The sequence below is a fragment of the Aeromonas piscicola genome (assembly GCF_000820005.1).
GTDB classification, from domain to species: Bacteria; Pseudomonadota; Gammaproteobacteria; order Enterobacterales; family Aeromonadaceae; genus Aeromonas; species Aeromonas piscicola.
In genome coordinates this window covers 35,200-58,299 of the sequence record NZ_CDBL01000079.1, presented here as the reverse complement: position 1 = coordinate 58,299, position 23,100 = coordinate 35,200, and the positions used below count along the sequence as shown (strand labels likewise).

The following is a 23,100-nucleotide window of genomic DNA, read 5'->3' as shown; positions in this document are numbered from 1 at the left end:
ATTCGTGTGATGTGCGGCAGATTATGCGTCGGCTTCATCCGCCTGGGGTACGACTTCCTTGGTACTGGCGGCCGCACGACGAGCCATGGGCTTTTCGATATGGCGGTTGAGCTGACGTTCCAGCTTTTGCCCCAGTTCGGTGATGGCGGCGTACATATCCTCGTGTTCTGCCTGGGCAAACAGTTTGCCGTTGGGGATGCCAGCACTGGCTTCAACGATAAACATCAGACGCTCTTTGGAGACAATCACATGGGGTGTGATAAGAGGCACCTGAAGACGTTCGAGCTTTTCAAAGCGGGATTCAATGCGCTCGCGGATAGCCGGGGTGATGTCGATGATTTTGCTGGTAATTTCGATTTTCATATTGGCCCCCTTCGGGTCGTCTTGCTTGTGTCTTCACCTTCAGATTACTCATGGTGGAATATTGAAATGTGATCTTGGTCACGAAATGAATCCTTTACTATCATGCGACTTATAAATTGTGATCTTTTCCCGTTCTGCGCCAAAAAGCACTTGAGCTCCATGAAACTGGCAGGCAGTATGGGGAAACTTGGATCGTTTCTGTCCCCTCTTGGCAGCGCCGCATGTCGACCTCATGTCCGGTTTTCACCGCATAGTCTCGCCTCTTTCGCACTCTTCACGTATCGCGCTATGCCCGTAGTGCGAGAGGGGGTTGTGGGCTCTATCAAGTTGTCAGGGTATTGAACGTGGTTGTCGTGGTGTTGGAGTAGTAGATGAAACAGCAGGCCACTCAGATGATGTGGTTTTATGATCGGCAACATGAGCAGTGGAGTCTGTCCGATCATGCCTCTTACCAGCTATGGCAAGGGGAGGGGGCACACCCATGGGCCGGGCAGCTGGCCGTGGACGATGAACCTGGCTTCTCTGATTTTCTCTCCAGACTCTACCACTCACGCCAGCCAGCGCAGTTCATCGGTCACCTGATGGACGAGAATGGCGAGGTGCGCCATGTGCTCTGGAGCGGCCAGTACGTCTCTGCCCAGCAGGTATGCTGTGGCTGGCTGGCTCCGCTCGATACCACCCGCAGCACGCCGCTGCCCGCCGAACTCTCCCAGCAGCTCCCCCTGCTGCAAGATCCCCTGCTGGCCCAGCTGGCCCAGGCGCTCTCCGCCAGAACCGGGCTCGACTTTTTTGATACCCTGATCAACCAACTCGCCCATATTCTGGTCGCGGATGCGGTCTGGCTGGCGGAGCGTACCAGCAGCGATCGCCTCAAGGTATTGGCCTGTCACGGGATCGACCTCAAGGAGTACGAACTCGCGGGCATGCCTTGCCAGCAGGTCTATCTGCGTGGTGAGGCCTGCGTTGTCACCATCGAGGCCGATTGCCAGCTCAATCCGCAGTTGAAAGCGGGGCAGCGTTATTACGCCCAGCCGCTGTTTGACAGACACGGTCAGATCCTGGGCCATCTGGCGCTGCTCTTCTCTGGCGAGATAGAGATCCCCAACCTGGATTCAGTGCTGACCATTTTCTCCGTGCGCATGGTGGCCGAGCTGGAGCGGTTGCAGAGCGATGCCCAGCTGCGGCTCTCTGCGGTAGCCTTCGAAACCCATGAAGGCATCATCATCACGGATCCCGACTTCAAGATATTGCGGGTCAACCATGCCTTCAGCCAGATCACCGGCTTTGACAGCCAGCGGGTGATAGGCCTGCATCTTGGCAATGACCTCTGGTCAGGGCTGGGTGGGTTGGGCTATGAGCTCAACACCCTGAGCCGCTGGCAGGGAGAGACCCAGCGTCTGCATGTCGATGGCCACATTTATCCCCAGTGGGAAATCGTCACGCCCGTGCAGGATGACAAGGGGGTGATCAGCCACTTCGTCATCTGTTTCGAAGACATCTCCGAGCGCAAGGAGGCCGAGCGCCGCATCCAGGATCTCGCCTACTACGACGAGCTGACCGGCCTGCCCAACCGCCGCCAGCTGCACGAAACCCTGGCGCAGGCGTTCAGCGAGGCAAGCCGCGATAACCTGATCGGGGCCCTGCTGTTCATCGATCTGGATCACTTCAAGACCATCAACGACTCCCTGGGTCACGCCACCGGCGACTGGCTGCTCAAAGAGGTGGCCACTCGCCTCAAACGGCTGGTGCGCCAGGGGGATTGCCTGGCGAGGCTGGGTGGCGACGAATTCGTGCTGCTGCTGCCTTCGCTGTCGGCCAGCCCGCCCCAGGCGGAAATGCAGGCCGACCTCATCGCCGAGCGGCTCATCAGCGAGATCGCCGCCCCCTACACCCATGGCGGGCAGGTGTTGCACATTGGCGCCAGCGTCGGCATTACTCTTTTCCCCGGCCGTGAGCAGGGGGTGGACGATCTGCTCAAGCAGGCGGATACCGCCATGTATCAGGCCAAATCGGCGGGCCGCAAGACCCGGCGCTTCTTCGATGCCTCTATGCAACAACAGGCTGATCGTCGGCTGCTCATTCACAACGAGCTGCGCAATGCCTTGAGTCAGCAGGAGCTGACGCTCTACTACCAGCCGCAGCACATGGTGGAAGGGGGGGACATCATAGGGGTCGAGGCGCTGATCCGCTGGCAACCGCCTGGGCGGGCACTGGTCTCGCCCGCCGAGTTCATTCCCATCGCCGAGGAGACGGATCTCATCGTCGACATCGGCAACTGGGTGCTGCACGAGGCGTGCGCCCAGTATGTGCTGTGGGAAGAGAACGGCATTCATATCCCCCAGCTCTCGGTCAATGTCAGTGCCAAGCAGTTCCATGCCACCGATTTTGTCGAGCGCATTCACGACGTGCTGGCCGCCACCGGCATGGATCCTGCGTGTCTGAATCTGGAGATCACCGAATCAGTGGTGCTCGGCCATGCGGAAGACACCATCAGCAAGATGAGCGAACTCAAGGTGCTCGGCATCAGTTTCGCCATCGATGATTTCGGTGCCGGTTACTCCTCCCTGAGCTACCTCAAACGGCTGCCGGCCAATGAACTCAAGATAGATCGCTCCTTCATTCAGGACATTCCCAAGGATGGCGACAACATGGCCATCGTCGAGGCGGTGATCGCCATGGCGCGTCACATGGGGTTCAACGTGACGGCAGAGGGGGTGGAGTCACGCCAGCAGCTGGAGTTTCTGCAGGCACAGGGCTGCCATTTCTATCAGGGCTACCTGGCCTCCAAGCCGCTGCCTGTCCCCTATCTGGAACGTTACGTCAAACGTCTTGCCCGCCTTGATGGCGCCGTTTCAGGCGCGAAAAATAGTGTGGTGAGCGAGCTGTAGCTCTGGGCGTTAACGGATAGAATGAGGGGATACAAGACCACCGCCAGCGGGCGGTGGCATTGCCTCTCAAGGGAGAAGTCTTTCGTGAAAGCCGTGCAGGGAATCATTTTATCGGCGCTGTGCGTGCCAGGGCTGCTGGCGCAAGTCGCGGCGCAAACCATGGAGCAGTCTCTCTATCGACAGGCCTATGATGCGGTACGTGCCGACGATCAGGCCCGTTTCCAGCAAATTCGTGCCCGTTTGACCCATTATCCGCTGTTGCCCTATCTGGATTACTACCAGCTGGCCTTCCGGCCTGGGGCGGCAGAGTATGACGACGTGACCCGGTTCATCCGACAGCACGGTGATACGCCGCAATCCAACCGGCTGGAACGCAGCTACCTCACCTATCTGGCCCAGAGCCAGCAATGGTCCCAGTTCCTGCGCTTCTACCCGTCCAAGCCAAGTTCCACCGATCTGCTCTGCATGCACTATCAGGCGCGCTACTACACGGGGCAGCAGACGCAGGCCTTGCAGGAGGCGGGCAAGCTCTGGCTCAGCGGCCAGTCTCGTCCCGATGCCTGTACCCCCTTGTTCCAGCTCTGGCAGCAGGCCGGTTTGCGCACCCAGGAGAAGATCTGGACCCGCATGACCTTGGCGTTTGAAGCGGAGAACCCGAATCTGATCCGCCATCTCGGCGCTCAGCTTGGCAGCGGCATGCAGCCTTATGGCGATCAGATGATCACCCTGTTCGAGCAGCCCGCCAAGGCGATGAACCCGGCCTATTTCTCCACCTCGGCCCCCTCAAAGCGGCTGTTGCTGCTAGGCCTGGCCCGTTATGCCAATCAGCAGCCCGAATCCGTGCTGGGCCAATTGCCCGCGATGCGCACGCGCTTCGGGTTGACCCCCACAGAGCTCAAACCGGTGGAGCGAGCCGTGGCTCGCCGTCTGCTGCTGGATCGTGCCACTGCCCAGCGCGGCTGGGTGGATGCCACCGTCGTGCGGCTGGTCGATCCTGATCTGCTGGAGCTGCGGGCCCGGCTCGCCATCTGGGAGCAGGACTGGCGCGGGCTCTCCGGCTGGGTCAAGCGCATGCCCATCGCCCTGCAGAAGGAGGATCGCTGGCGTTACTGGCTGGCCCGCTCGCTGGAGGTGCAGGGTCAGAAGAAACCGGCGCGGGATCTTTATCTGGAAACCGCCAACTTGCGTGGCTTTTACGGCTTCATGGCGGCGCAGCGCAGTGGTGTACCTTATCGGATGAAGAACCAGAGTGCAGTAAAGCAGGTGCCGGACTGGCGCACCGCCAGCGCCCGTTGGCCCTTCCTGCTGCGGGTGCGCGAGCTGCTGGACATGAACGAGATCACGGCGGCGCGCGCTGAGTGGATCCACAATATGGACCGCAACCCCGTGGCCCAGCGCATCGAGTTTGGTCACATCGCCCTCAATCAGGGCTGGCATGAGCTGGCGATCCTGGCCAGCATCCGGGCTGAGGCCTGGGATGCGCTCGACCTGCGCTTCCCGCTGCCACTCAAGCGTACCTTCTCCCAAATGGCGCAGGAGCGGACCATGAACACCAGCCTGCTCTACGCCATCTCCCGTCAGGAGAGCGCCCTCTATCCGCTGGCGCAATCGCCGGTTGGGGCGCGTGGTCTGATGCAACTGATGCCGGCCACCGCCAGGGAGACCGCCAGCAAGCTGGGGGTGCCCTATCGCAACGAGCAACAGCTGTTCGATCCCGCCATGAATATCCGCCTTGGTAGCGCCTATCTCAAGCGGCTGCTGGATGTGTATGACGGCAACCGCATTCTGGCCGCCGCGGCCTACAATGCCGGGCCTGGCCGGGTCAAACGCTGGCGCGACCAGAGTGCGGACAAGCCAATGGATGTCTGGGTCGAGAGCATCCCCTACAAGGAGACGCGCAACTATGTGCAGAACGTGTTGTCGTTCGATCTCATCTATCAGCACAAGCTGCAGCAGCCGCTGCGTTTCATGTCCGATCGCGAGCTGAGTCACGCTTATTGAGACGGCAGCCGCCCCGGCGGCTGCTAGATTCCCTTTCCTTCCCCAAAATGGTTATTATCCCATAAGGTTTTGTTACAAAAGGAAACCTGTCAGGTGATCGGGCGCCACGTCTTGGTCTGACAGGTTCGATATAATCGCTCGATCAACACAGACAGGCTTCCCCAACAAAGGAATTGATAGTGGCAACGATTAAAGACGTTTCTCGGTTGGCTAATGTGTCCATTTCAACTGTGTCGCGGGTGATCAACAACACGGCGCAGGTGGCACCAGAAAAGCGTGAGGCCGTATTGGCGGCCATGAAGGAACTGAATTTTCGTCCCAACAGTTTTGCCCAGGCACTTGTCAGCAAGCGGTCCAACTGCATCGGCGTGCTGGTGGGGGACCTGTGTGGCGGCCCCTTCTTTGCCCAGATGATGCGCGGCATAGAGACCATGGTCGACAAGGCGGACAAGTTCACCATCGTCATGTCCGGCAACCACGATGCAGTGCGCGAGCGTCACGCCATCCAGGCGCTGCTGCAGCGCCAGTGCGATGCGCTAATCCTGCACAGCAAGGCGCTGCCCGACGAGGAGCTGAGCGAGCTGGTGGCCGGCAACACTCCCATCGTCTTCATCAACCGCCAGGTGCCGGGGTCCGAGGACCGTTGTGTCTGGCTGGACAACCAGGCCGGCATCACCACCGCCTGCCAGCATCTGCTGGATGCGGGTCACCGCAAGATAGCCTTCGTGACCTCGGATGATGAAGAGTTTGTCGACGGCCAGCAGCGGATGGCGGGTTACCGTCACGCCCTGCAACGGGCGGGCATCGAGCTGGATCCTGCCTTGATTGGTCGTGCCTTCGCCGATGAGAATGGCGGTTATGTGGCCATGGGGGAGCTGCTGGAGCGGGGCGTCGAATTTACCGCCGTGCTCGGTTTCAACGATGCCATGGTGGCGGGTGCCATCTCCTGCCTGCTGGAGCGCGGCTACAAGATACCGCAGCAGATCTCTGTGGTGGGTTTCGATGACATACCCTATGCCCGCTATATCTACCCCAAGCTCACCACTGTGCGCTATCCCATCGAGGAGATGGGGGGACGGGCGGCCGAGCTGGCGCTGCGCCTGCTGGATCACAAGCCGGTCGACGGGCTGACGCTCAAGTTCGAAGCCGAGCTGGTCAGACGCGAATCCGTCGCCTGACGAGACAGAATTGGCCCTGAATGGGCCAATTCTTCGTCGATGCGCAGCCAAAAAATTGAAAGCGTTTTCAGAAATCCTTTTCAACTGTGATCCGCTTCAAAGCTTTTTGGCCTGCCTGCCACTAGCATAGGCCCCACGAATTAGGAGCCTGCGCTCCCGATTTTCCCGCTGTGGGAGGTAACTGGTCAATCCAGCTATTTCCTTCGTTACTTTCGACGGTCATCATGGATGGCCGTTTTTTTTTTGCCAGGATTTTTGCCAATGACAACAGAATGTAGACAGCAGACGGGGATAGTGGGGGCCGGTTGGCTGGGGCTGCCGCTGGCTCGGGCGCTGCAGGCGCAAGGCAAGGCCGTGGTGGTGACGGTCAGCTCGGCCGAGAAGGCCACGCGCCTGACGGCCGAAGGGGTAGCGGCTTGGCCGCTGCAGCTGTCTGCCCAGCTGGACGCCTTGCCGTTGCACTGCCGCGAGCTGGTGATCTGCGTGCCACCGAGCAAGACGGAGGATTATCCGGCGGCCATCGCCCGCCTGTGCCAGCTGGCAAAGGCTGCGGGTGTGCAGCGGGTATTGTTCGTGAGCGCCACCTCGGTATGGGCGCCTGGGCAGGGGGAGGATGAACAGCCGGCTCCTGCCCACGCCCGCGGGATGCGGATGCTGGCCGCCGAGCAGGCGGTGCTGGACGCAGGTTTTGAGTGCGCCATGGTGCTGCGTCCCGCCGGCCTGTACGGCCCTGATCGCCATCCTGGGCGTTTCCTTGCGGGCAAGACTCTGGAGGGGGGGGGGCAGGCGGTGAACCTGGTGCATCTGGATGATGTGGTGGCCGCTTGCCAGCTGATGCTGGCACAAGGCAAGGATGGCGATGCCTACAACCTGAGTGCGCCGGTCCATCCACGCCGCGAGCAGTTCTATCCCTTTGCAGCACGCCAGCTCGGCTTGCCGGTACCCGTTTTCATCGAGCCTGCCGGGATCTTTGCCCCGGTCGAGGGTCAGCGCATCTGTGAGCAACTCGGTTTTGCCTATCGCTGGCCCGATCCGGCCCACTGGTTTGCCGAGCTGGCTGCAGGGGGCCACTGAGGCGTGTCCGGCTTGCTCACGGGGTGGCATGCGACTCCAGGGCCCCGGCAGGCTGGGGCTGCGGGGCAATTGAGGTTTGCCAAGGCGGGGCTCGCCCCCTATCATGCCGCCATCCATGATAGAGAGAGCGGTAATGATGGTAGATACAAGACGTCACCCCGATGGGGAGCTGTTGCTGAGAACCCTGGCAATGCCAGCCGATACCAACCCCAATGGCGACATCTTCGGGGGCTGGATCATGTCCCAGATGGATATAGGTGGGGGCATCATGGCCAAGGAGCTGGCAAAAGGACGTATTTGTACCGTTTCCGTCGAGGGTATGACCTTTCACAGCCCGGTCAAGGTAGGCGATGTGGTGTGCTGCTACGGGCGTTGCCTGAAGATTGGCCGCAGCTCCATGCGCCTTAAACTGGAGGTCTGGGTCAAGCCGGTGCTGCGTGCAAACGAAGCCCAGCGTTACTGCGTGACCGAGGGGATTTTCACCTACGTCGCCATTGACGATCAGGGCAAATCCCGCCCGGTTCCAGTCTGATCCGGCTCAGATCAGTCGGGCGTTGATGATGGATATTTCCTGCTCAAAGCCGGTTTTTTGCCGTATCATGCGTTCCAGCATCTCTTCCGAGCCGACACACTGCTCAGTGTCGAACAGGCAGAGATCGCACTGGGGATCCCGTCTGATCTGATAGACGGTGGAAAGCTCCACTTGATGACAATTTCCTTGTTGATCATAAAATGTCACGCGGTACTGGTGCTGTCTCGCCATCGTTGAATTCCTTCTGGATGCGCCGGGCCGGACACGAATCATGAGCCTAGTTGGCTGCGATGACATTTGTGATGGTCATGACACAATGCAGAGGCAGGTGGTTGTTAGCCAATGAAAAATAGTTATCGCATTCTGGGAACGTCGCTGCTGACGTTGGGGTTGGTCGGCTGTTTCGAGGTGCCGGATCAGGATCATCTGGTGACGGCGCAGGGCATCATTCCCGGCGTCAATTGCCAGAAGCCGCCGCTGGTGGCGCTGGCGTCAACCGCCTTGCCTCGCGAGTTTGGCATCACCGTCTGGAACCTCTACAAGGGTCAGCGTAAAAACTGGCGCGAGGGGCTGGACGAGTATGCGAAATCCCAGGATCTAGTGCTGCTGCAGGAGTCTGCGACCCGCCCGGACATGCTGGCGTGGCTCAAGGCCGGTGAGTTCCAGTGGCAACAGTTGCAGGCATTCACCCAGGGTGGCGTCTCGTTTGGTGTCATGACGGTCGCCAAAACTCCACAGGCCTTCGTCTGCGGCGTTCGTTCGCCCGAGCCTCTGCTACGCATTCCCAAGTCCGGCCTAGTCAGCCTGTACCCCTTGCAGGGCGATCCTGACGGTGTGCTGGTGGTGAACCTGCATGCGGTCAACTTCGAACTGGGCATGGCCACCTTCCGCGAGCAGCTCAACGATCTGACCGCCCTCATTCATCGCCATCAGGGCCCTGTCATTCTGGCGGGGGATTTCAACACCTGGAGCGACAAGCGCGAATTCTGGCTGAACAAGCTGGTGGGCGAGCTGGGGTTGCAGGAAGCCATTCCTGTGCCGGATCTGCGCCGTACCGCGTTTGGCCGTCCGCTGGATCACCTCTATTACCGCAATCTGGACCTGGTGGAAGTGAGCAGCCCGGCGACCGACGCCTCGGATCACAATCCCATCATGGCGCGCTTCGCGGCCCAGGCCATCACTCCCTGATGGCCCTCGGCTGCATCAGCAGTCTGCACCGATAAAAAAACACCCCGCACTTGGCGGGGTGTTTTTTATGAAGTGACGGCGGCTCAGCTGTTGTTCTTCACAAACAGGGTCAGCTCCTGACCCGGCTTGAGGTAGTCGCTCTTGCCAAGTTGATTCCAGCGCATCACATCCATCACGGCGACCTGAAAGCGGGCGGCGATGGAGGAGAGGGAGTCACCCCGACGAACCTGATAGACCATGGACTTGTTGCTGCTCTTGCCCTGCTTGGGCCAGACCACCAGCTTCATGCCGGGTTTCAGGGCCGACTTGGCATCGAGACCGTTCCACTTGGCCAGCTGATCATGGGTCACCCCGTGTGCCTGGCTGATGCTCCAGAGATTGTCACCAGAACGCACCTTGTACTGGATCTTGCTGCCGCTGCGACTGGCAATCTGCTGCGACTTGCTCTGGGCTGCCTGGCTGGTGACCTGTTTGCTGCCACCGGTCGGGATCATCAGGGTCTGGCCACGGCGCAGATTGTTGCCACGCAGATTGTTGGCCAGCTTGAGCTGCTGCACGCTCACCCCGTGATTCTGGGCGATGCGGGAGAGGGTATCGCCACTGGTGACCTGATAGGAGCGGGTGCGGATGCGCTCGCTCTGGGGCAGATCGGCCAGGGCCAGTTCCAGGGTATCGGCATATTCGACCGGTACCAGCAGGCGGTAGGGGCCCTGAGGCGAGGTCGACCAGCGGCTCAGGGCCGGATTGACCTCTTTCAACTGTGCCGGGCGCAGACCTGCCAGCTGGGCGGCCACGTTCAAATCGATCTGGCCCCCGGTGTTGACCACCCGCAGTTGCGGCTTGTTGGCCAGTACCGGCAGGCTGACATTGTATTTGTCCGCGTTGCGGATCATGTCAGCCATGGCCAGGATCTTGGGCACATACATCCGGGTCTCACGGGGCAGATCGAGGGACCAGTAGTCGGTTGGACGACCGGCCTTCTGATTGCGGACTATGGCATTGCGCACGCGCCCTTCACCGGCATTGTAGGCGGCCAGGGTTTGCAGCCAGTCACCATCAAAGAAGCGGTTCAGGTACTCCAGATAATCCAGCGCGGCATTGGTGGAAGCCAATACATCGCGGCGGCCGTCATACCAGCTGTCGTGGCGCAGGCCGAAGTTCTTGCCGGTCGCAGGGACGAATTGCCACAGACCGACCGCATTGCTGCGGGAGCGGGCGTGGGGATCGAACATGCTCTCGATCATGGGGATGGTAATAAGCTCCATTGGCAGCTCACGCCGTTCGATTTCCTCTACCATCAGATACAGGTAGGGCTCAGCCCGGCTGGCAATGGTCGCCAGATGCTTATCATTGCGTAGTAACCAATCACGCTGCTGGCGGACACGGTCGTTCTCCTGCGGATCAAACTGCATATCATCGCTGATACGCACCCACAGGTTCTCGGTGTCATCCAGTTCGTCTATCTGTTCGTCACCGAACAGGAAGCGCGCAGAATGTTTTTTATACGCTTTTTTGTTGACTTGGGGGGACTTGATCGGCTCGATTGCCGTTAGCGCCCGGTCATCCTGATGGCTCAGGTTTTGGCAGCCGCTGAGAAACAGCGCCGCCAATAAGGCCGTTCGTACCTTCATCTCGCTCAGGTCATCTCTTGAAAAACAGCTGGCATCATAAGGGGCAATGGCCCTCTGATCAAGGTTTGTTCAAAAAACGTCCTTCCAGCTGCGTAGCACGGCGAAGGTATCCTCTGGATTTTCCAAGCATTTTAAGGCGTGTTTCTCAGCAGAAAATTTCACGGAATCCTGTTCGCAACGCAGAAAAACGTTGAACTCACGCTCATCACCCAGCCGGGAGGGGAGACTCGGCAGGCCCTGCTGGCGCAGTTTGCTGATCAGCCCGATCCGCTGCTGGATCGCCCTGTTGTCAGGCTCAACCGCGTAGGCGAAACGCAGATTAGAGAGGGTGTACTCATGGGCACAATAGATGAGGGTGTCGTCGGGCAGGGCGGCGAGCCGTTGCAGCGAATCATGCATCTGGGCTGGGGTCCCTTCGAACAGGCGACCACAACCGGCGGAGAAGAGCGTATCACCACAAAACAGCATGCCATTGCCGTGGTAGGCGATGTGGCCAAGGGTATGGCCGGGCACGTGGATGACATCCAGGCTCAGGCCATGCCAGTTGATCTGATCCCCGTCATCGAGCCACTGACCGTGGTGATCGGGCATGGGATCATGTTTGGGGCCATAGAGTCTTGCATGAGGGAAGTGAGTGAGCAGGGAGGTGACGCCACCCACATGATCCTGATGGTGGTGAGTCAGCAGGATGGCATCGAGCTGCAAGTCCAGTGCAGCCAGCCGATCCAGCACGGGGGCCGCATCGCCCGGGTCGACCACCAGACAGTGATTTTCGTGTCTGATCAACCAGATGTAATTGTCGGTAAAGGCTGGAACTGTGATAACGGTATACATGAGTTAGCTTCTCTTTAGGGAGGGTATCTTATATAACTGGATGGCGTTCGCACCCCAAGTTGAGCCCCATTATGCAGTTGGCACGTACCGAACAACAAATCGAGGTCCCGACCAGCTGGTCGGCGTTACCCATGGGGGACTGGGTGGCTGCCGAGATCCAGGAGCGGCTCGACAGCTGGTGCCCACATCTGTTTGGTTATCATCTGCTTAAAGTCGGCGCCCTGAGCGCCGAGCTATCCTGTGGCTGCTCTTCCATCCGCCACCAGATAGGAGTGGCGATCAGTGGTCGGCTGCTGGATCTCAAGGGCGATCCACTGGCCTTGCCGGTACGAACCGGCAGCGTGGATGCCTGTTTGCTCGCCCATTGTCTCGATTTCTCGCCCGATCCCCATCAGGTGCTGCGTGAAGCCGAACGTGTGCTGACCGACGATGGCTGGCTCATCGTCAGCGGCTATAACCCGCTCAGTCTGGTCGGTATCGGTCATTGTCTGCCTTTCCTGCGTCAACATCTGCCCTGGTCGGCCCGCATGTTCACCCCGGCGCGGGTCACCGACTGGTTGCAACTGCTTGGTTGCGAGGTGATGTTTGATGAGCGCTTCGGCTATTCGTTCATGAGCAAGCAGAGCCGGATTGGCTGGTGGCGGGAGAGCGTGGGGCGGGATTATTTCAGACCTTTTGCATCCGTCTATGTGATAGCGGCGCGCAAGCGGCGTTTTCCACTTATCCCGGTGCGCCGTCGCTGGCGTTTGCCTGAGTCGATAGCGGCACCGGGCATGGCGCGTCAGGGCTGGTAAACCATATCCCGACGAGCGACTCGCGACCGCTCGGGTCAAAGACGCTCGTCACCCTTTGACAGGCGGGATCAGGGTTGATAGCCGGTGTCTTCGGCGAGCTGCTTGCCACTGGCGGCATCGCGCGCCAGCTCATCGCAGCGTTCATTCTCGGGGTGACCCGAGTGTCCCTTGACCCAGAGCCATTCAATCTGATGGCGGGCCACTTCCGCATCCAGCTCCTTCCAGAGATCGACGTTCTTGACCGGCTGGCGGTTTGAGGTCATCCATCCCTTCTTCTTCCAGCCGATGATCCACTGGGTGATCCCCTGGCGCACATACTGGCTGTCGGTGGTGAGCCGTACCTGGCAGGCCGCATTGAGGGTGCGCAGCCCCATGATGGCGGCCATCAGCTCCATCCGGTTATTGGTGGTCAGCCGAAAACCACCGGAAATCTCCTTGCGGTGATCGCCATAGACCAGGACAGCGCCATAGCCACCCGGGCCAGGATTGCCTAGGCAGGAACCATCCGTGTATAAATCAATGTGTTTTAACATGAGCAATCGATCTTTTTTAGCATGAGTCTTGGGGTAAACTAGCGGGTAAGGCCGAAGTTTGACATAGATTGGATCATGAACACACCCCAACTGAATCGCCAGATCATTCTGGATACTGAAACCACAGGTATGAACACCGCCGGTGGCCCCATCTATCTGGGACACCGCATCATAGAGATCGGCTGTGTGGAGGTGATCAACCGCAAGCTGACCGGCAATCACTACCACGTTTATATCAAGCCGGATCGGCTGGTGGATCCCGAGGCCATCCAGGTGCACGGCATCACGGATGCCTTCTTGGTCGACAAGCCCCCGTTCAGCCAGATCGCCAACGATTTCATCGAGTTCATCCGTGGCGCCGAGCTTATCGCCCACAACGCGCCCTTTGACGTGAGCTTCATGGACTATGAGTTTGGTAAGCTCGGACTCAACTTCAAGACCAAGGATATCTGCAGCATCACGGATACCCTGGCGATGGCGCGGGATCTCTTCCCGGGCAAACGCAACAACCTGGATGTGCTGTGCGATCGCTATGGCATAGACAACTCCCACCGGACCTTGCACGGCGCCTTGCTCGATGCGGAGATCCTGGCCGACGTTTACCTGCTGATGACGGGTGGCCAGACCAAGCTGAACCTGGCCACCGAAAGCCAGGAGAACGAACGCAACCAGGACACCAGCATCCGTCGACTGGAAAGCAATCGTCCGCCACTCAAGGTCGTGCGTGCCGGCGCCGACATCGAAGCCGTGCACGAGGCGAGGCTGGATCTGGTCCAGAAGAAAGGAGGAGCCTGCCTGTGGCGGCAATGAGCAAGCTATGGAGCGGCCTGCTGCTGCTGACCTCACTGGCTGTCGGGGCCAACGAGGTGTTTGCCCCTTCCGACATTCCCCTGCTCGATAATCGCTTTCGCATCGATTACGGGGTTAAGGAGATCACCTTCATAGTGACGCGCAAGCCGGGCACCCCTTCGGTGATCCTGGTGCGGCCCGATGGCAGCAAGCTCTATGTCGGCAAGGTGACGCCGCCCGAGGTGGGCTGGCTGGCGCTCAAGGATCAGGATCTCATCACCATCCGTGATCCCATGCCGGGTCCCTGGCAGGCCATCGGTGAGGTGGATCCTGAAAACAGGGTGCGCATCCTGTCGAACATCAAGCTGGAAACCGATCTGCTGCCGACCCAGCTTTATCAGGGGGAAGTCGTCAAACTCAAGTCCTGGTTGCTGATCGACGATGCCCCGCCCAAGGAAGGTTACTACCTCACGGATCTCGGCATGACGGTGAAGCTGCAGCGCTTCAATGATGCCAAGCAGCAGGGCGAGCCCATTCTGGATGAGGTGCTCGGCCACTATCGCGATGATGGCAAGGGGCTCGACGAGGTGCCGGGTGATGGCATCATGACCGCCAAGGCGGTACTGGATGTCCCGGCCGGAAAATACAGAGCGCTCTACAGCACCGGCAATCAGGTCTTCTCGCGCGCCCGCTATCAGGATGTGCTGATCTACCCGCTACCGGTCGGTTATACCCTGGCGGCGCCGTCGAAAGAGTACGGTGCCCGGCTCTCCTTCCTGATTGACGGCGATGAGCTGGATCCCGCCTCCGTGATCATCAAGGGCAAGGCAACCAATACCGTAGGGGCCAGCATGGCGTTCAGTGCGGTGGCGACCGAGCCCAGGGTTGAGGTCGATCTCTCTGTCATCAAGGAGGTGGGCCAGTATGACGTGACGGCCACCCTGTTCGGGACCACCCGCCTGGGCCGCGAGATCCAGGTCACTCTGCCGGTCAAGTCATTCAACATTTTCCCTGTGCTGGCGCCGCCCCCTTCGGTCGCGTCCGCTGCTTCGGCAGCCGTACCTGACCAAGTGAAATTTGAGGAGAAAGAGAGCAGCGGCTGGCTGTTCTGGTTGTTGGGGGGTGTCGGTATCCTGGTGGCCCTGCTCGGCGGGGTTGGGTTCATCCTGTTGCAAAAGCGCCGGGCATTGCAAAAGGCGATGGCTGCGCAGAAGGCAGAGAATGAGGGGGCCAAATCCGAGGCCAAGCTGGACCTGAACCTGCCCGAGCAGTAAGAGTTTGCCCTGAATGAAAAAGCCGCCCTGTTGAGGCGGTTTTTTCATGTGTAGCGGTTGGCCAGTTGGGGTGAGGGAGTATCAGTGATCCCCGACGTAGATATCCTTGTGCTGGTCGCGGATCTCGAGGAACTTGTCCAGATTGGCCAGCATCAGCTCCACCAGCCGGGGATCGAAGTGCTGTCCCTTCTCCTCTTCAATCAGCGCCAGTACCTTGTCCAATGGCCACGCCTTCTTGTAGCAGCGATCCGAGCCCAGGGCATCGAACACGTCGGCCAGCGCCACCACTCGCCCCTCGAGCGGTATTGAATCGCCTTTGAGGCCACGGGGATAGCCGCTGCCATTCCATTTCTCATGGTGGTTGCCGGCTATGGTGGCGCCTATCTGGAACAGCGCCAGATCGCTGCCGGAGAGCATGTCCTGCCCCAGCTGGGCGTGGGTCTTCATGATCTCCCACTCTTCCGGGGTCAGCTTGCCCGGCTTGTGGAGGATGGCATCCGGGATCCCGACCTTGCCGATGTCGTGCAGGGGAGAGGCGCGCTTGATGAGCTCGCTCTGCTCTTCGCTCATGCCGAGCAACTGGCAGAACAGCTCTGTGTAGAGTGCGACCCGCTTGACGTGCAGGCCAGACTCCTTGGAGCGGGTCTCCACCAGCTCACCGATGCGGTAGATGATCTCGCGCTGGTTGTCGGCGATGACCTCGTTGAGCCGGATATTTTCCAGCGCCACTATGATGTTTTCGGTAAACAGGCTCAGCAGGCCCATGTCCATCTGGCTGAGATGGCGGGTCGTCTCGATGTGAAACAGCAGGTGATGACGGGGATTCTGACAGTAGAGCACCATCTGGTTGCCGTCATAGACGTTGGCGCGATTGGCCATGGCCTGGCGCAAGATCAGGGGGGCATCGACCAGCCGCACGGACGGATGGCCAGGCAGCAGGGGTTCCAGGATCTGATCCCGTACCTCGTAGGCAAACTGCTTTACATCATAGATCTGGGACTCTTCCAGATTGAGCAGGGCACCGAGCTGCTCCTGAGCTCCTTCGACAAACTGGCGCAGCGCCCGTTTCTCGAAGATCCCCTTGGAGGCTTCGATGACCTTCTCCAGCCCCTGGCGATTGCTCTCCAGGGTTCGAATATCGCGGTATGAACGCAGGCTGGCGCGCAGCAGGGTCCGCAGCTTCTGGGAGGTGAGCTCTGTCTTGTCCTTGTAATCGTTGATGTCGTAGTTGGTGACCACATCATCTTCCGGCGCCTGACCCGGTTGTCCGGTCCGCAGCACTATGCGCACCATCTTGTTCTGCAGATCCTCGCGCACGAACTTGACCACATCAAGACCTGCGTGATCGACTTCCATGACGACATCGAGCAGCAACAAGGCTACATCCGGAGTCTTGGCGAGCAACTCCTTGGCCTGCGCGGCTGAATAAGCATGCAAAAATTCAATGGGTTTGTTATCGAATTCAAACTTGCTCAGGGTGATCTTGGTGATGCGATGCACTTCGGGTTCATCGTCCACAATCATCACCTTCCATCCAGCCTGCTGGTTATCGAGAAGGGGCAGATCGTCATCGTCAATAATCAGGATTTGGTCATCCATCATGCAATCCTGTTTGGGATCCTGTGCTTACATTAACTGCTTCACTAAGGATAGGAAACTTATTGAGAAATAAAATTTGATCTGTGAAATCTCTTTGTTGTCATCGTGATCCAGGCCCATAAAAAACGCCTCCACATGGGAGGCGTTCGACTATTTTCCTATGGGTCAAGCTGCTCTGTGATAGGCCGATGGCTCGAACAGGGCCTTGTTGGCTACCAGATCGATGGGGTCGAAATCATCGACGTTGATGGTGCGCAGGCGGCTCTCTTCGGCGCGGCGCAGCAAGTCAGCCTCGGTTTGGTTGAGCACTCCCAGTGCCAGACCTGCATCCGCTACCTTGTTCAGCTGCATAAACGGACGCTTGATACCGTCAGCCTTGCATACTTTCTCAAACAGCGGCTCGGCGGCCAGCACATCATCAAGAGCCTGTTCCAGCAGACCGAAGGGGTTGCCCTCTTCGCGGGTCAGATACTGGCCCCGGGCCAGACGGCTGCGGGTCTCGCTCGGCGTCTGCAGCAGACGGGCAACCTGACTGTCCAGCTTGTCGCTCGGACGCTTCATGTCACGGCCAAGGGGCAGCACTATGACGCGCAGCGCAAGGCCAATCCAGCGGTTCGGGAAGTTGCGCAGCAGTTCGTCGATGGCCTCTTGCGCCTTGAACATGGCATCCTGCAGCGCCCAGTGCAGCAGTGGCAGATCCGCCTGCTGACGACCCTCATCCTGATAACGCTTGAGGGCACTTGAGGCCAGATAGAGCTGACTCAGCACGTCACCGAGGCGAGCGGAGACACGCTCCTTGCGCTTGAGCTCGCCGCCCAGGGTGCCCATGGCCATGTCTGACAGGAACGCCAGGTTGGCCGAGAGGCGGGAGAGCTGCTGGTAATAGCCCTTGGTCTGATCTTTGTAAGGAGCAGCGGCGAAGCGAGCACCGGTCAAGCCCAGCCAGAAACTACGCACCAGGTTGCTGATGGCAAAACCGACGTGGCTGAACATCGCCTTGTCGAAATCCTTCAGCGCTTGCTCCTTGTCCGGATGGCTGGCTGCCAGCATCTCCGGCAGGACATAGGGGTGGCAGCGGATGGCGCCCTGACCGTAGATGATCATGCTGCGGGTCAGGATGTTGGCCCCTTCTACTGTCACTGCGATCGGGGCACCCTGATAGCCACGGGCCAGATAGTTGTTCGGGCCCATGCAGATGGCCTTGCCGCCGTGGATGTCCATGGCATCTATGATGCACTTCTGGGCACGATCGGTGAGGTGGTATTTGACGATGGCGGAGATGACCGAGGGTTTTTCCCCCAGATCGATACCGGTCACCGTCAGGTTGGCGGCAGCGCCCATGATGTAGGCGTTGCCGCCGAGACGGGCCAGCGGCTCTTCAATGCCTTCCATCTTGCCGATGGGCAGCTTGAACTGGCGACGGATGCGGCTGTAGGCGCCAGTCGCCAAGGCCAGCATCTTGACGCCGCCCGTGCTGTTGGAAGGCAGCGTGATGCCGCGGCCGACCGAGAGGCATTCGACCAGCATGCGCCAGCCCTGACCGGCCATGGCCGGGCCACCTATGATGAAATCGAGCGGCACGAACACATTGTCGCCACGGGTCGGGCCATTCTGGAATGGCACGTTGAGCGGGAAGTGGCGTCGACCGATCTCGACTCCCTTGATGTGGGTCGGGATCAGGGCGCAGGTGATCCCCAGCTCCTCGTCTTCACCCAGCAGGTGATCCGGGTCGCGCAGCTTGAAAGCCAGACCCAGTACGGTGGCGATGGGGGCGAGCGTGATGTAGCGCTTGTTCCAGGTCAGCCGCATGCCGAGCACCTCTTCCCCTTCCCACTCACCCTTGCAGATGATGCCAAAATCGGGGATGGAGCCGGCGTCTGAACCCGCTTCCGGGCTGGTCAGTGCGAAGCAGGGGATCTCCTTGCCAACTGCCAGACGGGGCAGGTAGTGGTCTTTCTGCTCATCGGTACCGTAGTGCTGCAGCAGTTCGCCGGGGCCGAGCGAGTTGGGTACGCCCACGGTGGAAGCCAGCACGGCGCTGGCGCCACACAGTTTTTGCAGTACGCAGGACTGGGCATAGGCGGAGAATTCCAGACCACCGTATTTCTTCTTGATGATCATGGCGAAGAACTTGTTGTCCTTCAGGTACTGCCACACCTCGGGGGAGAGATCGGCCCGCTCGTGGGTCACTTCCCAGTCGTTGACCATGCGACACACGTCTTCAACCGGGCCGTCCATGAAGGCTTGTTCTTCGGCTGACAGCACGCTGACAGGGATGGCGTGCAGCTTCTTCCAGTTCGGGTTGCCGGCAAACAGATCGGCTTCCCACCAGGTGGTGCCCGCTTCGATGGCTTCCTTCTCGGTGCGGGACATCTCCGGCATGATGGACTTGTAGATCTTGAACAGTGGCTTGGTCAGCTGATTGCGGCGAAAATCCACCAGATTGAGGGGGATGGCAATCACGGCGAACAGTACCCACACCAGCAGGGGGACATGGCCATAGAATGTGCCGGCGACCAGGGCGGCGGCCGTGGCAAGCGTGGATGTGAACAGAGACGCCCGGCGATAAGCCATGGCGCCGATCACCAGGATCACCCCGAGCAGAGTGAGGGTCGTCGTCATTTTTCGCTCCTTGCATGAGTTGCCGAAGTTGGGTGAAAAGTGGGTTAACTGATCCAGAGGTCTGACCTGTTGGATATGGCCCCTGTTGTAATTCATACGCACAAACTTATCAAGCTGTTTACAAGCTTGTTACCTCGGCTCTGTGATCGGCATAACGTCCTGCCGGCGGCATCTTGACGGGCGGGGGGGGGGCGACTCCGGGATTGGCTTGTGCGACAATGACATCGCCCATATTTTGGAAGAGACATCATGTACCAAGAACTGATCCGCAATGAATTGACCGAAGCTGCCGGCGTGCTCCAGGCGTTCCTGGCAGATGAGCAGAATCTGAAAAACATTGAAGCCGCCGCCAGGCTGCTCGCCGACTCCTTCAAGCAGGAAGGCAAGGTACTCTCCTGTGGCAATGGTGGCTCCCACTGCGATGCCATGCATTTTGCCGAAGAGCTGACCGGCCGTTATCGCGAGAACCGTCCCGGTTATGCCGGCATTGCCATCTCGGATCCCAGCCATCTCTCCTGCGTCTCCAACGACTTTGGCTACGACTACGTGTTCTCCCGTTATGTGGAAGCAGTTGGCCGTCGTGGTGACGTGCTGCTCGGTATCTCCACTAGCGGCAACTCAGGCAACATCCTCAAGGCCATCGAAGCCGCCCATGCCAAAGGTATGAAGGTGATAGCGCTGACCGGCAAGGATGGTGGCAAGATGGCGGGTCTGGCTGACGTCGAGATCCGGGTGCCGCACTTTGGCTATGCCGACCGTATTCAGGAAGTGCATATCAAGGTGATCCATATCCTGATCCAGCTGGTCGAAAAAGAGATGGCCAAGTAAGGATGTATGTTCAGCCGGGATGTGCGAGCCTCGCCAGGCCATGTCTCGGTTGTGCCTGCCCCGATAAGCGGCGGGATCGGCAGTGTGCTTCGCATCAGGCTGGTCTCGCTGATTGAAAAAAGATGGCCCAGTAATTAAGGAGCCCGCTGGTTATGTGCGAACTGCTCGGCATGAGTGCCAATGTGCCGACCGATATCTGCTTCAGCTTTACCGGTCTGATGCTGCGCGGCGGCAAGACGGGGCCACACAAGGATGGCTGGGGGATCACCTTCTATGAGGGGAGGGGCTTTCGCACCTTCAAGGATCCCGAGCCCAGTGCCCAGTCGCCGATAGCCAAGCTGGTACAGGCCTTGCCCATCAAGAGCCGCGCCGTGGTCAGTCATATCCGGCAGGCCAACCGCGGCTGCGTGTCACTGGAAAATACCCATCCGTTCACCCGTGAACTGTGGGGCCGCTACTGGACCTTCGCCCACAATGGCCAGTTGACCGGTTACAAGCGACTCGCTACCGGGCGGCACCGCCCGGTGGGGGACACTGACAGCGAGCACGCATTTTGCTGGCTGCTCAACCGGCTGGAGCAGAAATATCCCAAGCGTCCCGCCAACTTTCCTGCCATGTTTCGCCATCTGGCCACCCTGTGCGACGAGTTGCGCGGGCTCGGGGTATTCAACATGCTGCTGTCGGATGGGGAATTTGTGATGACCTATTGCAGCAACAACCTGCACTGGCTCACCCGGCGGGCGCCCTTTGGCGAGGCCAGATTGCTGGATGAAGATGTGGCCATCGATTTCCAGAGTGAGACGACCCCAGATGACGTGGTGACCCTGATCGCGACCCGTCCGCTGACCGGCAATGAAGATTGGGTCAGGATGGCGCCCGGCGAGTTCAGCCTGTTTCGGCTAGGTGAGCGCGTATGCGGCAGTCAGGATCGGTAATTGTCTGATTTAAATATAAAAAAATACCAGGGTAGAATCCTACCCTGGTTCTTCGCAGCAGCCATACAGGCAAAAGGGATGAGAGAGGTGTTGCTGAGTCGCATCATTCTCACGGCCTCCATTGTTATTTAAATGTTAATTTGTTGGCAACATGTATGTTTCAATCCGGCCAGCCTATCGCCATATTACTAGAACTGGATCACACTTTTCGTTTTGCGGCCGCTCGTCGGTCGACAAGCAGAAGGTGAGTGAGGGTGACGCTGTCACGCCGGGCATCTATAGTATGTTCTGTTTGAATACCGCCAAATGAGGACTGAGGGATGGAATGGTTGGATCAGAAGGTACTGCGACAGCTGGCGGAAGACATAGGCCAGGAGATGATGCCGGTGGTGATCTCGGTGTTTATCGAGGAAGTGGGGGAGCAGCTGGCCCAGCTGCGACCGCTCTATGAACGGCGGGACTGGCCTGCGCTGGCGCGCCTTGCCCACAGCATGAAATCCTCCTGCGGCAGCTACGGCGCCCAGCTCAGTTACCAGCAGGTGGTGGCGCTGGAGCTGGCCTGCAAGCATGGGGATGCCGATGACGTTGCCCGGCTACTGACCCAGCTGGAGCAATCCTTGCCCCAGGTGCTCTCTCACCTTGCCAACTACCACTGAGCTTGCTGCGCAGGGGAACCAGCCGGTTTACCGCTGTGCATAGCTGTCGTTAGCGTTGATTGACCAGTTGCTGGATCACCCGATCCAGCGCCAGTTTGAGTTTCAGTCTGTCGTGGCGATGGGGGAGTTCGGCCTCACCCAGCTCGGCCTGGATCAAGCGGCTGGCCAACTCGGCCGGATATTCCCCTGCGGGCGCCAGAATGGCATCGACACGACCCGAACCGACCCGTGACTCCAGCCAGCGCCATTGGTTGATCAGACTCAGCTGACTGGCAGGGCCATTCTCGGCCACCAGATTGCAGATGAACACCAGCATGGCATCGCTCTCATTGATGGCTTGCGCCACCTCGGCCAGCAGCAGGGGCGGCATGATGGAGGTGAGGAAGCTGCCGGGTCCGAGTATGATCATGTCGGCCTGAGCCAGCGCCTGCACCGCCTCGCGAGTCGCCGGCACTTCCGGGCTCAGGCTCAGGGAGAGCGGTGGCGTATCGAGCTGATCGATGGAGACCTCTCCCAGGATCTGCTTGCCACAGACGGTGTGGGCACACAGGTCGGTGGGAAATTCTGACATGGGTAACAATTGTGACTCTATTTTCAGCATGTCACTGATGAGCTTGATAGCATCAAGAGGGCGCACACAGAGGTTGTCGAGCGCCAGCAGCATCAGGTTGCCGAGGTTGTGACCCGCCAGTTCGCCGCGGCCGGCAAAGCGATACTCGAACAACAGGCTGCCGATGCTGGGATCCGTTACCAGCTGATTGAGGCAGTTGCGCAGATCTCCCCAGGCGATACACTCCTGGCTCTTGCGCAGGCGCCCAGTGGATCCGCCATCGTCCGTGGTGGCGACTATGCCGGTCAGCCGCTGGCCGAGAAACGAGAGTGAAGAGAGCACACGGCCCATGCCGTGGCCGCCACCGATGGCGACGACCCGGTCAAAGTCATTGATGTTTTTCTGCCACATGCTGCTGTCCTGTGGTTGGGCTCAATTGAGAGCCATTCTAGCCGATAAAATCAGATAATTATTTGATAAAGGTATGATTTTTGCTTACCCCCAGCATCATGAACAACTAGGAGATGGTGTTGAACTTTCTGACGGCTCACTCTCTTGAAGAGACCTCCCCGCTGGCTGCCCGGCAGGTCAGTGAGCGGCTGCTCGCTCAATCGCCCCATTCCCCTTCGCTGTTATTGGTCTATTTTACCCAAGCTCACGATGCCGAGGAACTGCGTCGTCACCTCAAGCTGCAGTTTCCGACGACCCGGCTGATAGGGTGCAGCTCCTGCGGCGGCGTCATGACCCAGGTTGGCCACCACGCCCGTCAGGGGATAGGGCTGGCGGTGGCCGCCCTCTACGATGACAAGGGAGCCTACGGGGTGGCGGGGC

21 protein-coding genes are annotated in these 23,100 nt (G+C 59.3%); 13 read left to right on the top strand and 8 right to left on the bottom strand.

Annotated elements, in window-relative coordinates; all coding sequences use genetic code 11:
- Positions 1–21 precede the first annotated feature (21 nt).
- On the bottom strand, positions 22–363 hold the full coding sequence (hpf, locus tag BN1128_RS20970; RefSeq protein ID WP_042872444.1) for a ribosome hibernation-promoting factor, HPF/YfiA family: 342 nt from the start codon (positions 361–363) through the stop codon (positions 22–24).
- A gap of 371 nt (positions 364–734) precedes the next feature.
- On the opposite strand from hpf, the gene BN1128_RS20965 reads away from it, so the two are divergent.
- The 5 genes from BN1128_RS20965 (at position 735) to yciA (ending at position 8,036) form a co-directional block, all read left to right on the top strand.
- Complete coding sequence (locus BN1128_RS20965) at positions 735–3,251, top strand: putative bifunctional diguanylate cyclase/phosphodiesterase (RefSeq protein WP_042872441.1); 2,517 nt, start codon at positions 735–737, stop codon at positions 3,249–3,251.
- Positions 3,252–3,335: 84 nt separating this feature from the next.
- Positions 3,336–5,252 carry a transglycosylase SLT domain-containing protein gene (locus BN1128_RS20960; RefSeq protein ID WP_042872438.1) on the top strand — a complete coding sequence of 639 codons (1,917 nt, stop codon included), beginning with the start codon at positions 3,336–3,338 and terminating at the stop codon, positions 5,250–5,252.
- A 179-nt stretch (positions 5,253–5,431) separates the two neighbouring features.
- Entirely contained in the window at positions 5,432–6,430 is a 999-nt protein-coding gene (locus BN1128_RS20955) for a LacI family DNA-binding transcriptional regulator (RefSeq protein ID WP_042872436.1), read from the top strand.
- A gap of 261 nt (positions 6,431–6,691) precedes the next feature.
- A complete protein-coding gene (locus BN1128_RS20950; protein ID WP_042872434.1) occupies positions 6,692–7,504 on the top strand; it encodes an SDR family oxidoreductase in 813 nt (270 codons plus the stop codon).
- A gap of 133 nt (positions 7,505–7,637) precedes the next feature.
- A complete protein-coding gene (yciA, locus tag BN1128_RS20945; RefSeq protein WP_080741131.1) occupies positions 7,638–8,036 on the top strand; it encodes an acyl-CoA thioester hydrolase YciA in 399 nt (132 codons plus the stop codon).
- Between the two features lie 6 nt (positions 8,037–8,042).
- Here the strand turns inward: yciA and BN1128_RS20940 are convergent, their stop codons facing one another.
- Entirely contained in the window at positions 8,043–8,267 is a 225-nt protein-coding gene (locus BN1128_RS20940; protein ID WP_042872430.1) for a hypothetical protein, read from the bottom strand.
- Between the two features lie 111 nt (positions 8,268–8,378).
- Between BN1128_RS20940 and BN1128_RS20935 the strand changes: the two genes are divergently transcribed.
- Positions 8,379–9,224: an endonuclease/exonuclease/phosphatase family protein gene (locus tag BN1128_RS20935; RefSeq protein WP_042872428.1), complete on the top strand. Its 846-nt coding sequence runs from the start codon at positions 8,379–8,381 to the stop codon at positions 9,222–9,224.
- An 83-nt stretch (positions 9,225–9,307) separates the two neighbouring features.
- Here the strand turns inward: BN1128_RS20935 and BN1128_RS20930 are convergent, their stop codons facing one another.
- Positions 9,308–10,855 (bottom strand): lytic transglycosylase, encoded by a 1,548-nt coding sequence (locus BN1128_RS20930; protein ID WP_042872427.1) that lies wholly within the window; start codon positions 10,853–10,855, stop codon positions 9,308–9,310.
- Positions 10,856–10,924: 69 nt separating this feature from the next.
- Complete coding sequence (gene gloB, locus BN1128_RS20925) at positions 10,925–11,689, bottom strand: hydroxyacylglutathione hydrolase (RefSeq protein WP_042872424.1); 765 nt, start codon at positions 11,687–11,689, stop codon at positions 10,925–10,927.
- 71 nt (positions 11,690–11,760) lie between these two features.
- On the opposite strand from gloB, the gene BN1128_RS20920 reads away from it, so the two are divergent.
- Entirely contained in the window at positions 11,761–12,483 is a 723-nt protein-coding gene (locus tag BN1128_RS20920; RefSeq protein ID WP_042872422.1) for a class I SAM-dependent methyltransferase, read from the top strand.
- A 68-nt stretch (positions 12,484–12,551) separates the two neighbouring features.
- Here BN1128_RS20920 and rnhA read toward each other — a convergent pair whose 3' ends face one another.
- Positions 12,552–13,016: a ribonuclease HI gene (gene rnhA, locus BN1128_RS20915; protein WP_042872419.1), complete on the bottom strand. Its 465-nt coding sequence runs from the start codon at positions 13,014–13,016 to the stop codon at positions 12,552–12,554.
- A gap of 75 nt (positions 13,017–13,091) precedes the next feature.
- On the opposite strand from rnhA, the gene dnaQ reads away from it, so the two are divergent.
- Positions 13,092–13,826, top strand: a complete 735-nt coding sequence (gene dnaQ / locus BN1128_RS20910; RefSeq protein WP_042034628.1) for a DNA polymerase III subunit epsilon — start codon at positions 13,092–13,094, stop codon at positions 13,824–13,826.
- Entirely contained in the window at positions 13,823–15,079 is a 1,257-nt protein-coding gene (locus tag BN1128_RS20905; protein ID WP_042872416.1) for a TIGR03503 family protein, read from the top strand. The genes dnaQ and BN1128_RS20905 overlap by 4 nt, the downstream gene beginning before the upstream one ends.
- A gap of 81 nt (positions 15,080–15,160) precedes the next feature.
- Here the strand turns inward: BN1128_RS20905 and BN1128_RS20900 are convergent, their stop codons facing one another.
- Together BN1128_RS20900 and fadE are read right to left on the bottom strand one after the other, a co-directional pair.
- On the bottom strand, positions 15,161–16,678 hold the full coding sequence (locus BN1128_RS20900; protein WP_042872415.1) for an HD domain-containing phosphohydrolase: 1,518 nt from the start codon (positions 16,676–16,678) through the stop codon (positions 15,161–15,163).
- Positions 16,679–16,843: 165 nt separating this feature from the next.
- Positions 16,844–19,300 carry an acyl-CoA dehydrogenase FadE gene (gene fadE, locus BN1128_RS20895; protein ID WP_042872413.1) on the bottom strand — a complete coding sequence of 819 codons (2,457 nt, stop codon included), beginning with the start codon at positions 19,298–19,300 and terminating at the stop codon, positions 16,844–16,846.
- A gap of 249 nt (positions 19,301–19,549) precedes the next feature.
- Between fadE and lpcA the strand changes: the two genes are divergently transcribed.
- The 3 genes from lpcA to BN1128_RS20880 all read left to right on the top strand — a co-directional run bounded on the left by lpcA (position 19,550) and on the right by BN1128_RS20880 (position 21,719).
- Complete coding sequence (lpcA, locus tag BN1128_RS20890) at positions 19,550–20,128, top strand: D-sedoheptulose 7-phosphate isomerase (protein WP_042872411.1); 579 nt, start codon at positions 19,550–19,552, stop codon at positions 20,126–20,128.
- A 152-nt stretch (positions 20,129–20,280) separates the two neighbouring features.
- A complete protein-coding gene (locus BN1128_RS20885) occupies positions 20,281–21,063 on the top strand; it encodes a class II glutamine amidotransferase (protein WP_042872409.1) in 783 nt (260 codons plus the stop codon).
- Positions 21,064–21,383: 320 nt separating this feature from the next.
- Positions 21,384–21,719, top strand: a complete 336-nt coding sequence (locus tag BN1128_RS20880) for an Hpt domain-containing protein (protein ID WP_042872408.1) — start codon at positions 21,384–21,386, stop codon at positions 21,717–21,719.
- A 49-nt stretch (positions 21,720–21,768) separates the two neighbouring features.
- On the opposite strand, the gene BN1128_RS20875 is transcribed toward BN1128_RS20880, so the two are convergent.
- Positions 21,769–22,680, bottom strand: a complete 912-nt coding sequence (locus tag BN1128_RS20875; protein WP_042872406.1) for a gluconeogenesis factor YvcK family protein — start codon at positions 22,678–22,680, stop codon at positions 21,769–21,771.
- A gap of 119 nt (positions 22,681–22,799) precedes the next feature.
- On the opposite strand from BN1128_RS20875, the gene BN1128_RS20870 reads away from it, so the two are divergent.
- A partial coding sequence (locus BN1128_RS20870; RefSeq protein WP_420864943.1) for an FIST N-terminal domain-containing protein occupies positions 22,800–23,100 on the top strand: 301 nt, incomplete at its 3' end.